Origin of the sequence: Modicisalibacter radicis (assembly GCF_900961225.1) — a bacterium.
GTDB lineage: Bacteria > Pseudomonadota > Gammaproteobacteria > Pseudomonadales > Halomonadaceae > Modicisalibacter.
In genome coordinates this window covers 112111-126089 of the sequence record NZ_CAAHFN010000048.1, presented here as the reverse complement: position 1 = coordinate 126089, position 13979 = coordinate 112111, and the positions used below count along the sequence as shown (strand labels likewise).

13 protein-coding genes and 2 pseudogenes are annotated in these 13979 nt (G+C 58.0%); 4 read left to right on the top strand and 11 right to left on the bottom strand.

Going from position 1 to position 13979, the window contains the following annotated elements; translation table 11 throughout:
- Window positions 1–19: 19 nt before the first annotated feature.
- The gene (phoR, locus tag HR9077_RS03450; protein ID WP_244613013.1) at window positions 20–1309 is read left to right on the top strand and encodes a phosphate regulon sensor histidine kinase PhoR; all 1290 of its coding nucleotides are present in this window, start codon (window positions 20–22) and stop codon (window positions 1307–1309) included.
- A gap of 96 nt (window positions 1310–1405) precedes the next feature.
- Here phoR and HR9077_RS03445 read toward each other — a convergent pair whose 3' ends face one another.
- Window positions 1406–1888 (bottom strand): MarR family winged helix-turn-helix transcriptional regulator, encoded by a 483-nt coding sequence (locus tag HR9077_RS03445; protein ID WP_136065147.1) that lies wholly within the window; start codon window positions 1886–1888, stop codon window positions 1406–1408.
- A gap of 91 nt (window positions 1889–1979) precedes the next feature.
- Between HR9077_RS03445 and HR9077_RS03440 the strand changes: the two genes are divergently transcribed.
- On the top strand, window positions 1980–2417 hold the full coding sequence (locus HR9077_RS03440; protein WP_136065145.1) for a hypothetical protein: 438 nt from the start codon (window positions 1980–1982) through the stop codon (window positions 2415–2417).
- A gap of 78 nt (window positions 2418–2495) precedes the next feature.
- Here the strand turns inward: HR9077_RS03440 and HR9077_RS21845 are convergent, their stop codons facing one another.
- Window positions 2496–2672, bottom strand: coding sequence for a hypothetical protein (locus HR9077_RS21845; RefSeq protein ID WP_168380880.1), 177 nt, complete (start codon window positions 2670–2672; stop codon window positions 2496–2498).
- On the opposite strand from HR9077_RS21845, the pseudogene HR9077_RS21840 reads away from it, so the two are divergent.
- Window positions 2650–2820: pseudogene (locus tag HR9077_RS21840) on the top strand (ATP-binding protein); the annotation flags it as partial. The gene HR9077_RS21845 and the pseudogene HR9077_RS21840 sit on opposite strands and share 23 nt — an antisense overlap.
- Before the next feature lie 225 nt (window positions 2821–3045).
- Here the strand turns inward: HR9077_RS21840 and HR9077_RS22445 are convergent.
- The 9 genes and pseudogenes from HR9077_RS22445 to HR9077_RS03385 form a co-directional block, all read right to left on the bottom strand.
- Entirely contained in the window at window positions 3046–3255 is a 210-nt protein-coding gene (locus HR9077_RS22445) for a DUF202 domain-containing protein (protein ID WP_136065159.1), read from the bottom strand.
- Window positions 3213–4077 (bottom strand): annotated as a pseudogene (locus HR9077_RS22085) (IS5 family transposase). The gene HR9077_RS22445 and the pseudogene HR9077_RS22085 overlap by 43 nt, the downstream one beginning before the upstream one ends.
- Before the next feature lie 195 nt (window positions 4078–4272).
- Window positions 4273–5022 carry an oligogalacturonate-specific porin KdgM family protein gene (locus tag HR9077_RS03415; protein WP_136065137.1) on the bottom strand — a complete coding sequence of 250 codons (750 nt, stop codon included), beginning with the start codon at window positions 5020–5022 and terminating at the stop codon, window positions 4273–4275.
- A 94-nt stretch (window positions 5023–5116) separates the two neighbouring features.
- A complete protein-coding gene (locus HR9077_RS03410; RefSeq protein WP_136065135.1) occupies window positions 5117–6907 on the bottom strand; it encodes an alkaline phosphatase family protein in 1791 nt (596 codons plus the stop codon).
- Window positions 6908–6933: 26 nt separating this feature from the next.
- Entirely contained in the window at window positions 6934–8085 is a 1152-nt protein-coding gene (locus HR9077_RS03405; RefSeq protein ID WP_136065133.1) for a mandelate racemase/muconate lactonizing enzyme family protein, read from the bottom strand.
- A gap of 88 nt (window positions 8086–8173) precedes the next feature.
- Window positions 8174–9607: a sulfatase-like hydrolase/transferase gene (locus HR9077_RS03400; protein WP_136065131.1), complete on the bottom strand. Its 1434-nt coding sequence runs from the start codon at window positions 9605–9607 to the stop codon at window positions 8174–8176.
- 57 nt (window positions 9608–9664) lie between these two features.
- A complete protein-coding gene (locus HR9077_RS03395) occupies window positions 9665–11152 on the bottom strand; it encodes a tripartite tricarboxylate transporter permease (RefSeq protein ID WP_136065129.1) in 1488 nt (495 codons plus the stop codon).
- 1 nt (window position 11153) lies between these two features.
- Entirely contained in the window at window positions 11154–11591 is a 438-nt protein-coding gene (locus HR9077_RS22440) for a tripartite tricarboxylate transporter TctB family protein (RefSeq protein ID WP_136065127.1), read from the bottom strand.
- A 26-nt stretch (window positions 11592–11617) separates the two neighbouring features.
- Window positions 11618–12547 carry a Bug family tripartite tricarboxylate transporter substrate binding protein gene (locus HR9077_RS03385; protein WP_136065125.1) on the bottom strand — a complete coding sequence of 310 codons (930 nt, stop codon included), beginning with the start codon at window positions 12545–12547 and terminating at the stop codon, window positions 11618–11620.
- 251 nt (window positions 12548–12798) lie between these two features.
- Between HR9077_RS03385 and HR9077_RS03380 the strand changes: the two genes are divergently transcribed.
- Complete coding sequence (locus tag HR9077_RS03380) at window positions 12799–13857, top strand: LacI family DNA-binding transcriptional regulator (protein WP_136065123.1); 1059 nt, start codon at window positions 12799–12801, stop codon at window positions 13855–13857.
- Window positions 13858–13979: the final 122 nt, after the last annotated feature.

Sequence of the window (13979 nt, the reverse complement as noted above, 5' to 3'; positions counted from 1 at the left end):
TTCATCGGCAGCGTCAGCTGTGTATAAGAGACAGGTGCTCGGCGAGCCGGGCTGGGGGCTGGCGGTCGGCCTGGGGCTTTTCGTGTTCATTCACCTGCGCCATCTGCGTGAGCTGTACGTCTGGCTGACCTACCATCCCGGTCGCGAGCCGCCGGTGGGCAGCGGCGTGTGGGGCGATCTGTTCGATCGGCTGTACAAGTACCAGAAGAGCCAGCGGCTGACCCAGCAGCGCCTGCGCGACGTGATCCGCCGCGTCCAGGAGTCCTCCGAGGCGATGCGCGACAGCGTGGTGATGCTCGACAGCCGCGGCGACCTGGAGTGGTGGAACAGCGCCGCCGAGCGCATGCTCGGCCTGCAGACCCGCCACGATCGCGGCCAGCACATCACCAACCTGCTGCGTGACCCGCGTTTCGTCGACTACTTCAACGCCCGCGACTATCGCGAGCCGCTGACGCTGGCCTCGCCGATTCGCGACGACCTTATCCTGCAGTTCCAGATCACCCTCTACGGCGACAACGAGCGCCTGGTGATGGCCCGCGACATCACCCGCCTGCACCGCCTCGAGCAGATGCGCCGCGACTTCGTCGCCAACGTCTCCCACGAGTTGCGCACACCGCTGACCGTGCTTTCCGGTTATCTGGAAAACTACGCCGCCCTGACCGAAGACATCCCGGCCGAGCGGTTGCCGCCGCGCTGGCAACGCGGCCTGACCCAGATGCAGGACCAGACCACGCGCATGCAGAACCTGGTCGACGACCTGCTGCTGCTGTCACGGCTGGAGACCGACCATCGCCTGGAACAGGAAAGCCGCGTCGATGTCGCCGCGCTGCTCGAACAGGTCGCCGCCGATACCCGTGCGCTGGCCGAGGGGCATGTGATTCGCGTCGAGATCGACACGGACCGGGGGCTCGCCGGCATCGAGCAGGAACTGCGCAGCGCGCTGTCCAACCTGGCCTTCAACGCGGTGCGCTACACGTCGGCGGAATCGACCATCACGCTGCGCTGGCGCGCCTGGCAGGACGGCGCCGCCCTCGAGGTCGAGGACGACGGCGAAGGCATCGACCCGGTGCACATCCCGCGGCTGACCGAACGCTTCTACCGCGTCGACCACGGACGCAGCAAGGCCACCGGCGGTACCGGGCTGGGGCTGGCGATCGTCAAGCACGTGCTGCTGCGCCACGACGCCCATCTGGAGATCGTCTCGCAGCCCGGCGAGGGCGCGCTGTTCCGCTGCGTGTTCCCCGCCGCGCGGCTATGCCTGCCCGAGGCCGGCGAAACGCCGGATGCACTGAACGGCACAGGCAGCTAAAGACGCTACTTCGCCCCGGTCGGCGTCGGTACCGGGAGCCGACTCTCTCGGACCGGCCCGACACCGGACAGCGGGGCGGAAACCGCGGCATAGCGATCAGACCTGCTCTTCAGCATCGCCGTTTCCTTCCAGTTTTATCTTGAGCACATCCATGACACGACGGGCGGCTTCGAGATCGTCAGAGGAAATATCCTCGGCAAGCGCGTTGGCGCGTGGCACATAAAGGCGAAGTGCCTCGTCATAGACCCGCCGCCCCTTTACGGTCAGCACGACCAGATGCGCACGCTTGTGATGCGGGTTCGGCGTGAAGGAGACGATCCCGTCTTTGTGTAGGTCGTTGACGATCCGCTGAATGTTCTGGCGGTTTGCACCCAGATCGCGCGCCAGCCAAGCGACCGGCCGCGGCCGGTCGGCATAGGCTATGGCGCCGAGGATTTGCCAACGCGCGCTCGTCAGTCCCAGCGGCGCGACCAGTCGGTCGCCCCAGTTGATCGTGAGATTATTGACCCGGAACAGGCTGAGGATAAGGGCGGTCAGGGCCTCGGCCTGTGGACTGGCTTTGTGGTCATTTTCAGTCATCATGACTCCACATTGACATCGTGATGTCGTATCGACTATATGATGACTATAGATAGACCTGTCTGCCTTGGCAAGCCAACGGAGTTCCGCCATGAAGAAGATCCTTCACCCCGTTGCCGGGATCATCGCCATGCTAACGATCACCGCCTTTTGGATATCGACGACACTAGCCGAATTGTTCGGCTCGACCACGACCATCGTCGCCGTCAAATCGATCATTCCTTGGGGATTCCTGCTGCTCATCCCCGCGCTGGTGGCGGCGGGCGGCTCGGGCATCTCGCTCGCGAAGCGCGCGCGCGGCGGCCTGATCGGCGCTAAACTCAAGCGCATGCCCTTCATCGCCGCCAACGGACTCTTAGTGCTGATCCCGGCGGCGCTCTTCCTCGCTTCCAAGGCCAAGGCCGGTGAGTTTGACACTGCGTTCTACATGGTTCAGGCGGTCGAACTTCTCGCCGGTCTGGTTAACCTGGCGCTACTCGGACTCAATATGCGGGATGGCCTCCGCTTCACTGGACGGCTGACGCCATGATCGCCCTGGGCAGGACCGCCAAAGGATGGCGGGGTGAGACAAAAGCGGACGATTGTCCCATGACGGTTTGCGTACCGGTCACGTCAGTCCCGTCTGCAGACGCAGCATGCGGTCCAGGCCCGAGACGCGCGCCTGTTGGGCGGCGAACGCCTCGGCCAGCGACGCGCCGATACCCGCGCGCTGGCCGACAAGGGCCACGTGGTGCGCGTCGAGGTCGAAACGGAGCAGGCTGGGGCTAGGGCTGGCGATTGTCAAGCACGCGTTGCTGCGCCATGACGCACGCCTGGAGATCGACTCCCGCCCCGGCGAGGGCGCACTGTTCCACTGCGTGTTCCCCGCCGCGCGGCTATGCCTGCCCGAGGCCGGCGAAACGCCGGATGCAATGCACAACAAATCCGGTTAAGTGTAACCCCAAGGAGCACTGGCTAGTACAAGGCGTCGATATTGAGAATGGCTTGGGCGTTGCGGCAGAGAGCAACCCGATCCCCCGTATGGCGCTCTACCACCGGCCACCGCAGTAGGGAAAGCATCGCAATAAAAGTGGGCAGGTCTCCCAGGACAGTGGTAATCGCGCGATCGCTCGACGCCAGAAGGAACTCTGGGTTCTAGTAAGCAACCTGGCAGACCGCTAATAAATGCTGCGGGCAAGTAGGTGGCCATCTACCGGCAGCGCATGCAGATTGAAGAAGGCTTCGGCGACGTCAAGAGCCCCTTGTTTGGACTGGGCTTTGGCATGCACCAGTCTCGGCAGGGCAAGCGCAGTCCTGATCCAAGCTAAAAAAGTCCGCTTATTCGTTAGGTGTCGGGTCCCGGGTGATTGACTACCCGCTGAGTAAATAGCTCTGGCCGTTTAGCCTGCCATTCTTTCATCGCTGCAATCGGTGTTTGATGGTGCAGCGCTTTCTGCGGAATATGGTGATTGTACAGCCAGCCGAAGCCGCGCTCGATCACGTTTCGCTCCCGGTACTTGAGTTTGTCGAAGCCCCGGGGGAGCCCGGGCCGCGGCCGCCTGTACATCTTGCGCTGGGCGATGATCGGCTTCATCCGGTGCCGGTCGCAATAGTGGCGCAACTCATCGCTATCATAGCCCTTGTCTGCCACGACGTAGTGATAGCGCTTCCGGGGCCGACCGACGCCTCCCGGCAAGCGGATCGCTTCCATCGTAGAATGAAGTGACGAGTGTCGGCGTCCCGCCCCGGCGATAGCGTGAAAGCCAGCGGCCACCCATGTCGGTCGCAAACCAGATGGATCTTGGAGGTCAGGCCGCCTCGGCTGGGGCCCAGCGAGTGGTCTACCGGTTCGCCTGATTCCCCTTTTTGCCGCCCCCCGAGGTGGCACGGGTAGCGCGAACGGCCGTGGAGTCGATCATCCACGTGTCCAGATCCATCAGGCCATCCTCGCGCAGCTTGAGCTGGAGGCGCGTCAGCCCGGTGTCGAAGGTGCCGTCATCACGCCACTGACGGAATCGGGCATACACCATGGACCAGGGGCCGTAGCGTTCCGGCAAGTCGCGCCATTTGGCTCCCGAGCACAGCACTCAAAAGATGCCGCTCAATACCAAGCGGTCATCCCGCCTTGGCCGGCCCATCGCCTAGGTCGGTGAGACGATGTCCTTGATCAGCGACCAACTGTGTTCGGAAAGCTCGCAACGGCCTGCCATACGTCACCTATGCTGCTGCAGCATGGGCAAAATTAGCAGAGCCTTCTTTTCGTACAAAGCCTAGATGAAACCATTAGTCTGGCTCAATTTCCTGGAACTCATGTACATTTATTCTCGAAACAACCAGCTCATAAGCTATCCATTTTACTCTTAATATTACAACATTGCACAACACAACCAAGCGGCTAATTCTATTTAGAAAACATATCTGTAGGCTAGCTGGACGGCATCATCGTTTTTGCCGCCATTGTATTTAGAATTTTCAAAAGTTTCGTCTTTTCTTTTATATGTGATAGCTACAGCATTTTTTGCATTAACCTTATAGCTCGCGGTAAATTCGTGCTCAATTCGATAATTTTCATCCGTATAAAACGTTCCTCCACCTTCGCCGAGCATATCACCATAACTAGGGTTCCACTCGAGGCTAAAATCGTCGGAAACATTATAGTCTAGATAAAGATCATAACGGTTAATCCGAGATAGCTTACCATTTATCCCATTGTGCACTTGATACTCATAACGGTATCTAGCCCCTACACCCCATTCATTATTCAGTCTGTAGAATATTTTCACGGAAGGCCGCACTGTTTCTTTCTTATGATTGAATTTATACTCAATAGCGGGAGTCAATGTCGCTTTGCCATTCTTTCCCAGCTTTATCCCATAAGCAGCGCTGACTACTGTCTCTTGAAACTTAGGAAACCCACTAGTCTTGACTTCTTCACGCCACTGTCGCTTATGGACGAACCCCAGCTTTAGATTATTATCAAACTTATGAAACACCCCCACTAGAGGGCGGTAATACTTATTTTCTTTAAATGTTTGCTGATATTTTATCACGAGACTCGTTTCGGAAGCGTTAGCAACCATGGGCACGCCAATGGAGCCCGCCAAAACGCTTGTTATGGCGTAGCGAGCCAAGTTAATACGCAACTTGTTATTCATAATCAATCTTCCTTATTTGTAATGAAACCGGGGGTAACGCCCCCGGCCAGCGACGGGTAGCGAGCGCGCCGGCTGTCGCTCAGCGGCGCCCACATCAGCCGCGCGCCCGGTCGAGCAGCGCCGCCAGCGGCTTGCCGTCGAGCGACGCCGTGTCGAGCCTCAGCAGCTCGGCGAAGGTGGCGCCGGCGTCGTCCATGCGCTGGATGCCGGTGGCGGTGTCGAACGGTAGCTGCACGTCGGCGCGGATGCCCTCGCCATGGAAGATCGCCAGGCCGTGATTGGAAGCGAACGCGGTACTCGCCGTGGGCACCTGGGGGCCGTGGTTGGCGCCGGCGCTGGTCACCGGCGCCACGCTATCGCCGCGGCGGTTGGTGCCCCAGACGAAGCCCGGCGCGTAGGCGAACAGCACGTCGCCCATGTGCTCGCCCCAGTAGCCGAGCACGCTGGCGTCCTGCTTCTTGACCGCCAGCGCCACCGCATTGCATTCGCCCTCGGCCGTGTCGACGTACCAGGTGGTCAGCGCCTTGAGGATGCGGGTCTGCACCCGGTCGACCTCCGCGGCATCGACGACATCGCGGTTGACGAAGATCTCGAGCCCGCCGCGTTCGTCCTTGAGGAAGGCCCGGCTGCGCTCGACGATCGGCCGGCCCTGGGCATCGAGGCTGCACAGGTCGAACTCGGCCAGCCGGCGATGGATGTCGCACAGGTAGCGATTGGGCACGTCGCCGTGATCGGAGGCGAGCACGATCACGGTGTCGTCGCGCCGCCCCGCCAGCAGCCGACCCACGGCGTCGTCCAGAATCCGATAGGAACGACGGATGACCTCCAGGTAACGCGCCTGCTCGGCCGGCGAGTAGAACGCCGACTCGGGATCACAGTAGGCCAGACAGGTGTGATGGGTCTCGTCGTTGAGACGGAAGACGGTGGCGAACAGCTGAAAGTCCTCCTCGTCGAGCAGCGTCAGGGCGCTGTCGACCAGCCACGTCAGCTGGTGATGCCCCTCCTCGAAGCTGGTCTCGAAGTAACGGATGTCGGGGTCGGCCGACACCGCCCACTTGGAGATGAACGGCCCGTGGCGTTGGGTCAGGCGCTCGGCCAGCGCCGGCCGGTTGCTCGACTTGCCGGGGACGGTGATCTGCGACTGCAGCAGGTCGAGCCGCCCCTCGGCCGCGTCGAAGGCCAGCAGCTTGAAGCGCACGTAGCCGTTTTCGCCGGCGGCGGAGACGGGTAGCCACTCGCTCCAGTCGCCGACGCCCAGCCCGGCCTGGCGATCACCCAGGCCGAGGGTCAGCCGCGTGGCGTCCCGCGGCGTCAGCGTCACCGCCAACGGCTCGCCACGGTTGAACGGGATGAGAGCATAGTAGGCGTCGCCGGAGCGCTCGATGGCGAAGCGGTTGTGCTTGTGATGATGGGCCAGGGTGCCGCTCGGCGGCCAGCCCAGCGCCTCGGCCTGGGGCGTTTCCGACCATTGATTGAGATGGGTGCTGTGCAGGCAGGCCGGCGCCAGCTCCATCGGCGCCGGGCCGCCGGCGCTCCAGAACGGCGCGAAGCAGAAGTCCTCATCGCCGACGGGTACGAGACTCTCGGGGAAGTGGACCAGCGCGGCGCGTTGGCCGGCCTCGCGCATCAGCTCCAGCAGATGGCCGGTGCCGCGCGGCGGCATGCGTTGGCCGACCCAACTGGTCCCGGGCGCCTGGCCGGTGAGAAAGGCGACGAAGTTGGTGTCGCCCCAGGTCGAGATGTAGGGCAGCAGACGGGTGTGACCGCCCTCGTCGCGCAGCCGCCGGATGTTGGGCAGTACGCCCTCGGCGCAGAAGCGCTCGACGAGTTCGGGAATCAGCCCATCGACTCCCAGCAGCAATATTTTCTTGGCTCGATTGGTCATGCGGAGTCCTTTTGCAGAAGCGGCGATCAGGCGTCGATGCGATAGCGGTCGATGACACTACGGTCGATCTCGATACCCAGACCCGGCTTGTCGAGCACCTCGACGCAGCCGTTGGCATTGAGCTGGAATTCGCCACCGATCAGTTCCTGACGGAAGGGGTGCGCCGACTGGTCGTACTCGAGCATCGGCTCGTCGGGCGTCAGCGACAGCGGCTGAGGCGGCAGGCTGGCGATGAACTGCACCGCGGCGGCCAGGCCGACACCGGAGCCCCACACGTGGGGGATCAGCGGCACGTGCCAGGCCTGGGCCAGCGCGGCGATCTTCCGGCACTCGGTGAGCCCGCCGGCGGCGCCGAGATCCGGCTGGATGACGTCCAGCGCGCCCTCGCTGATCAGGTCGCGGTAGCCGATCTTGGTATATTCGTTCTCGCCGGCGGCGATCCAGGTACGCGAGAGACCCTTGAGCTCGCGGTAGCCGTGGCGGTTTTCCGGGCTCAGCGGCTCCTCGAACAGGTGCACGCGGGTGTCTTCCAGCTCCATCAGGATGCGCCGTGCCGCCGCCACGCTGTAGGCGCAGTTGGCGTCCATCATCAGCGCCACGTCGTCGCCCACCGCCTCGCGCACGGCGCGCATGTCGCGAATGTCCGCCTCGATGCCGAAGCCGGTCTTGAGCTTCATCGCCCGGTAGCCGTTGGCCTGGTGGCGCAGCGCCTCCTCGACCACCTCCTCGGGATACCGGCCACCCTCGCGGCGATAGAAGCCGGTGGCGTAGGGACGAATCTCGGTGCGGAACGCGCCTCCCATCAGGCGATGGATCGGCTGACCCAGCGCCTTGCCCGCCAGATCCCACAGCGCGATGTCGATCGCGGCGATGCCGAACAGCGCCACGCCCTTCTGGCCGTAGGGCCGGGTGTGGTTGTACAGCGTTTCCCACAGCACTTCGCGATCGAAGATCGAACGGCCGATCACCAGCGGCTTTAGCGCATGCTCGACCATCGCCTGGGCGACCTGCGGCGGCTGCAGGCCGTGGTTGACGCACTCGCCCCAGCCGACCAGGCCGTCGGCGGTATGGATTTCGACCAGCATCGCGGTGCGCTGGTGCACCCAGCCCTGGGAGAAGGCGAACGGCTGGTCCAGCGGCGCGGCCAGCACATGGGTCTTGAGATCGGTAATGGTCATGGCAACTCGTTCTGTAAGTTAGCGAATACAGCCTTTATCAAGGTCCTTAACGCTGGCAATAGAGCTAGCGATGACAGTATTGGCTCATTTAATAAATACTTCGTTGCTGCATAAGCGATCGATCACCGGTAACCTTCGTGGCGTCAGGATTATTTGATAGACCTGTAAATTCATCATTTTCAAGCCAGTCAACATCGGCACCGTACAGCTGGCTGGCAAGTACAGATAGAAGATGCCTTTTAATTTCTTCGAAGTCAGGCTTTTGTGAAAGATTCACTAGCTCCATAGGATCTGTTTCGAGATCAAACAATTGCACATAATTACCACTCGGGTAATAAATTAACTTGAAACGACCCTCGTGGATCATTCGCGTCGCTTGATGGCTCTCTCCAAACTCTCCATACAGGAATTCCCGCCTGTACTCTCCGACTACCGATGCGCCCTCGACAGTATCTGGAACAGGAATCCCGGCAAGCTCTAGTAAAGTTGGCATTACATCTTGCAACCCAACCAGTCGGTCATCGACGAGATTGCAGGCGACTTTATCATCATTTTTTTGACCAATTAGCAACATGGGTATATTGGCTGACTTTTCATAAAAAAAGCGTTTTCCCAGCAAACCATGGTCACCAAGCATATCCCCATGATCAGAAGTAAACATTATAACTGTGTTATCTAATATCCCCTCTTCTCGAAGCGCGCCAATAACCAACCTAATCTGGTGATCTATGTGGGTACATTGAGCATAAAAAGCTTTCCTAACACCCCGCAGCCAACTATCAATCCGACCGCTTGGAAAATAATTAGTCTGCTTAGCGCAAACTGCACCTGGAAGTGAGTCAACCCAGTCACCTAGAACTGGGGCGTCTATATCCTCGTTTTCATAAAGATAGAGGTAATCTTTTAGGGGGGTCAGCGGCGGATGAGGTGCACTATAGGATAGATACCAAAAAGCCGGACGCGTCGGATCACGCCGACGAATCGTGCGAACCATCTCTTTAGTAGCCCAGTTTGTTTCATGCACTTCTTCCGGCAAATGCCATGGGCGCCATATATATTGATTGTTGCTCATTGCATGTGCAAAGTGTTGCCCCCAGTAACCACTTCGCGCCAAATACGCGTCGTAATCGTCGACAAGCCCCCACTGTGTTCTTCCCTCTTCAGAAAGAATCACATCATCGAATCCAATACGGCTACGTTGAGGAAATACGTGTAGTTTGCCCACCGCACTGGCCTGGTATCCTCCGTCACGAAAAGCCTGCGCTAGCGTTGGCAGTGCCGGCATGGGCGCATCTTGGCGAAAACTCCTGTCTCCATGGAGCCTGGATGAGGTGCCCGTCATCAAAGTACGACGAGCAGGCACGCAAACAGGGCACTCACTGTAGGCTCGGCTGTAACGAGTGCCGTTACGAGACAGTGCATCCAATGTCGGCGTTTGAATAGAAGGATGACCACTACAACCCAAGAGTTGTCCGGTCCACTGGTCGACACATATTAATATTACATTGGGGTTATTCGACATGTATTTATCTCCTCGCTTTAAAGCTTCCGTTACGTAATTCGCTATTAGACTGTGACTTCATTTAGTGCGCCGTAAAAAATTGACCAGTGTGCGCCCTATAGTCCAAATTAAAAATAGAATTATCAATGACAACAGCGTAATCGACATATAGCTATGGGTATAAAATGCCCAAAAATCATTTCGCTCGATCAATAGACCACGCCGTAGAGAACTTTCCATATCGCTTCCTAGAACCATGCCGATCACTAGCGGCGCCAGCGGATAATTAGCATTCCTCAAAGCATAAGCGAAGATCCCAACCACAGCGGCAACAATCAAATCTAAAGGATTCCCCCGAACTGAAGCCGCACCTATAAAACTAAAAACAGCAATACCTGCCATGATATAGCCTTCAGGCAGTTTGAATATGTAACGGAAAAGCGTTACCGAGGGCTTGCTTAGCAAAAGCAAGGCAACATTTGCCATAATCAGTACGACAAATAGTGCGTACATCGTTTCAGGATGGTCACGTACCAACCGTACCCCTGGGGTGATCCCATGTATTACCATGGCCCCCATCATCAACGCCGTAACGACACCACCCGGAATTCCCAGAGTCAATGTGGGAATGAAGGCACTACCCGTCACGGCATTATTGGCAGATTCAGCAGCGATAACGCCATCAGGCTCACCAGTTCCCAAGGCTGAGCGGCGAGGCGATAGCTGTTGAGCAGCCGAGTAGCTCATAAAGGCGGCAGGACCTGCACCAACGCCAGGCAGCGCCCCTACGAGGCTGCCTATTAACGACCCTCGAAGCAGTTCTGTCAGCCGCTTGAAGATTGAGCGGATGCCGGGAAACTTTAAATGGGCTTCGGGGATGCTTGTTTTATTGTCATTATTATCTCGACAGCGCATATAGAGCTCGGAAAGCGCGAAGGCTCCGATAACGACGGGGATGAGCGAAATCCCAGAATTGAGCGCATAGCTTCCGGCAGTGAAGCGCCCGAAGCCTGTTATCGGATCGCTTCCCACCATGGAAAGAAAAAGACCAACGATGCCACAAAGCAAACCTTTAAGTAGATTACCCTTAGAAACGCCGATTATACAGAGCATCGCGATGCAGGTCAGCGCAAAGACTTCAATTGACCCAAAGTTTACCGCGAACTTAGCCAATATCGGGGCAAACAAAAGAAGAATAAGGCAGGAAACAATACCACCAAAAAACGAGGCGAATGTCGCCCACCCCAGTGCTTCAGAAACCTTTCCCTTCTGAGTCATAGGGAAGCCATCAAGCATTGTGGCTGCCGCCTGAGGTGCGCCCGGCGTATTGATCAATATAGCGGTAATAGAACCACCATATACCGATCCACAATATACTCCTATAAGGAGCGACATACTGGCAATCATATCCATGCCAAATGTGAACGGCAGAAAGATTGTCAAGCCCACTACGGAGCCTAGGCCGGGCAGACCGCCAATTATAATGCCAGCCCATGTTCCAATAATGATGGCAACAATAGATTGCCATGTTATTGACGTCATTAATACATCTATAGCCATATCCATATTAAAACACTCCGCTTTCTAATAACGTAGGCAGCCTTATCAATAAAACATGATGGAAAACAAACCATATTCCTGTGCCAACCAACAGTGTTCCCAATGCAATATGAAGCGGACTACGTACTTTAAATAGCCATAGTATGACAGGAACAATGATAGCCGAAACTATCAAGAACCCCACGTAATATATTACTAAAGATGCCACAAGAACTGTAATCATCAACATCTTGACTTTAACTGGCATTGCTGAGTCGATTCGAATATTTCTACGTAATTCATTTATAGTTATCAACAGGGCAATAAAACACCATAGACTCAACGTAGCTCGTGGCACTGCCATCGAACTTCCCGGCCCACTCCATGCCACTATTGATAAAAATATTCCTATCGCAAGCATGCATAAAGCTACTAAGACATTTGCATTGACACGCCTTTTAATCATAAAAGTATCCTTCTGAAAATCTCCGACTATTTGATCAGGCCGGACGTCTCTAGTACCGACTTGTTATCTTCGTACCGTTTTGTCACGAACTTTTTGAATTCTTCCTGATCCAGGTACGCAATATTAACGTTAGCTTTGTCAGCGAATTCTCGAAATTCCGGTGTTTTTAAGGCAGCTTCGCAGGCTTCAGAGTATTGTCTGAAACGCTTTTCAGAAATTCCTTCAGGTGCGATCAACCCCTGCCAGACGGAAAATTCAAGTTTGCCGACACCCAACTCCTTTATAGTGGGAACATCAGCGTAATTTGGATCTCGTTGAAGAGCGAAGATGGCCAGCGGTCGGAGATCATAGTTCGTCAGAATAGTGTCGGTGCCAGCCACGACTTGTATTTCGTCACCCGCCAAGGCATTCATGGCATTCCCGGTACCTCGGTAGGGGATATGCCTAGCGTCAAGTTGGCTGTGGACAACGAGCGCAGCCATCGCCAGATGCGGAAGCGTGCCCGGCCCGGAAGACCCATAAAGCAGAGAGCGCTCTTTCGAGCGGTTAACGAGTTCCGGAAAACTCTTGATGCCGGATGACTTTGAAACCATCAGGTACATTGGATTGGAGACGGTCCGACAGATATAGCGAAAACTGTCCAGTTCATAAGGAAGACTTTTTAGCGTTGGTTGAATACTAAGCGCACCGGCCGGTACGTATTCTAGGATATTGGGGTTTCCTTGGCTGTTGGCTACTTCTATCGTGCCCAACGTGGCACTAGCGCCTGCCACGTTCCTGATTACAGAAGTAACACCAAGTTCACGAGAAAGGATCGGTTCCAGGCTACGGGCTACGATGTCAGTAGCGCCACCAGCAGAAAAGGGCACGATGATATCCAGCGTATCGGCGGCCAGGGCCGAGTGGGCGGCGCCGGCCAGCGTCAGTGCAGCCAAGGTACAACGCAGGGATTTCATGGCGGACTCCTTTTTCGTAGCGCTACGAAATTGGTTGTTTTATTTTCGCCGGCCCGGCCATTTCTCTCTGCCGAACGGCGCTATGTGATGATCCTCTGGTTACGCTAGCTATCGTAGCGCTGCGATTTTTACCCTACAATCGATCCTCGTCGTCCATTCGTCGTAGACCCGGCGCGAGACAAGTGCCGCCAAGGTCCGGTCAACGAACCGCGCCCGACCCGTTACACTACCGGACCGGGCACGACGGCAGCATGAGCAGCGATCACGCGACAGGGATAAGGACCAAGGCCGTGGCAAGACGCAGGCGCAGTTCACAACGGGTCACCATGGGGGAAGTCGCGCAACTGGCGGATGTATCGCCGAGCACGGTGTCTTTGTACATGCGGCGCCCGGATGAGGTTTCCCCGCGACGCGCCGAGAAGATCCAGTCGGCGATCGACCGGCTGGGCTATCTGCCCAACACCATGGCCGGCGGGCTGGCCTCGTCGCGCTCCAATGTCATTGGCGTGATCGTGCCGACCATCACCAATTCGTTCTTCTCGGCCACGCTCGAGACCCTGGAACGCCATCTGCGTAGCGCCGGCTATCAACTGCTGATCGGCAACACCGAATTCGACGAATCCCGCGAAGAGGAGCTGATCCGCTCGGTCATGAGCTGGAACCCGGCCGGGCTGGTGTTGACCGGTTTCCTGCACAGTCGCAAGTCGCTCTCGCTGCTGGCCAACAGCGACACGCCGATCGTCGAGATGTGGGATTACGGCAGACCGGGGCTGGACATGGTGGTCGGGTTTTCCCATCACGCCAGCGGTCGCCTGGTGGCCGAACACATGCTCGGCAGGGGTTATCGACGTACCGCCTTCATCAGCACCAACTTCCAGCGCGACGTGCGCGCCGGCGATCGTTACCTCGGCTTTCGCGAGACCATCGAAGCCGCCGGCGGCCGGGTCGTGCTGCGCCAGCTTTCGGGACGCAGCGACACCGCGGAGACCGGCCGGCTGCTCGGCGAGCTGATCGCCGAAAACCCCGGGATCGAAGCGATCTGCTGCTCCAACGACATGGTCGCCCTCGGCGTGATGTTCGAATGCCAGCGGCAGGGCTGGCCGATCCCCGACCGCCTCGCCGTGGCCGGCTTCGGCAATCAGGACTTCACCGCCAGCACCGTGCCGCCCATGACCAGCGTCGAGCCGCCTCGTCAGGAAATCGGTCGCCATGTTGCACGCCTGTTGATGGCCAGACTGCGCGATGGCACGACGCCCCAGGAAGGCAACCTCGATCTGGGCGTCGAGCTGGTGGTACGCGAGAGTACCTGACCCCATGAGCGATCAGCGGACCTAATCGTCGCCAGCGCGCCAGCAATGCCTCGGCCAGGCAGCGCCAATGCCTGGCATCGAGGGGCGAGTCACTCACGCGCCTCTCTCCTTTCCGAAGGGGA

Bases quoted from the DNA above. Each gene is read 5' to 3' on its own strand.
- HR9077_RS03400 (WP_136065131.1), bottom strand. From the start codon at position 9,607: ATGTCGAATAACCCCAATGTAATATTAATATGTGTCGACCAGTGGACC.
- HR9077_RS03440 (WP_136065145.1), top strand. From the start codon at position 1,980: ATGAAGAAGATCCTTCACCCCGTTGCCGGGATCATCGCCATGCTAACG.
- HR9077_RS03385 (WP_136065125.1), bottom strand. From the start codon at position 12,547: ATGAAATCCCTGCGTTGTACCTTGGCTGCACTGACGCTGGCCGGCGCC.
- HR9077_RS03415 (WP_136065137.1), bottom strand. From the start codon at position 5,022: ATGAATAACAAGTTGCGTATTAACTTGGCTCGCTACGCCATAACAAGC.
- HR9077_RS03410 (WP_136065135.1), bottom strand. From the start codon at position 6,907: ATGACCAATCGAGCCAAGAAAATATTGCTGCTGGGAGTCGATGGGCTG.
- HR9077_RS03445 (WP_136065147.1), bottom strand. From the start codon at position 1,888: ATGACTGAAAATGACCACAAAGCCAGTCCACAGGCCGAGGCCCTGACC.
- HR9077_RS22440 (WP_136065127.1), bottom strand. From the start codon at position 11,591: ATGATTAAAAGGCGTGTCAATGCAAATGTCTTAGTAGCTTTATGCATG.
- HR9077_RS03380 (WP_136065123.1), top strand. From the start codon at position 12,799: ATGAGCAGCGATCACGCGACAGGGATAAGGACCAAGGCCGTGGCAAGA.
- HR9077_RS03395 (WP_136065129.1), bottom strand. From the start codon at position 11,152: ATGGATATGGCTATAGATGTATTAATGACGTCAATAACATGGCAATCT.
- HR9077_RS03405 (WP_136065133.1), bottom strand. From the start codon at position 8,085: ATGACCATTACCGATCTCAAGACCCATGTGCTGGCCGCGCCGCTGGAC.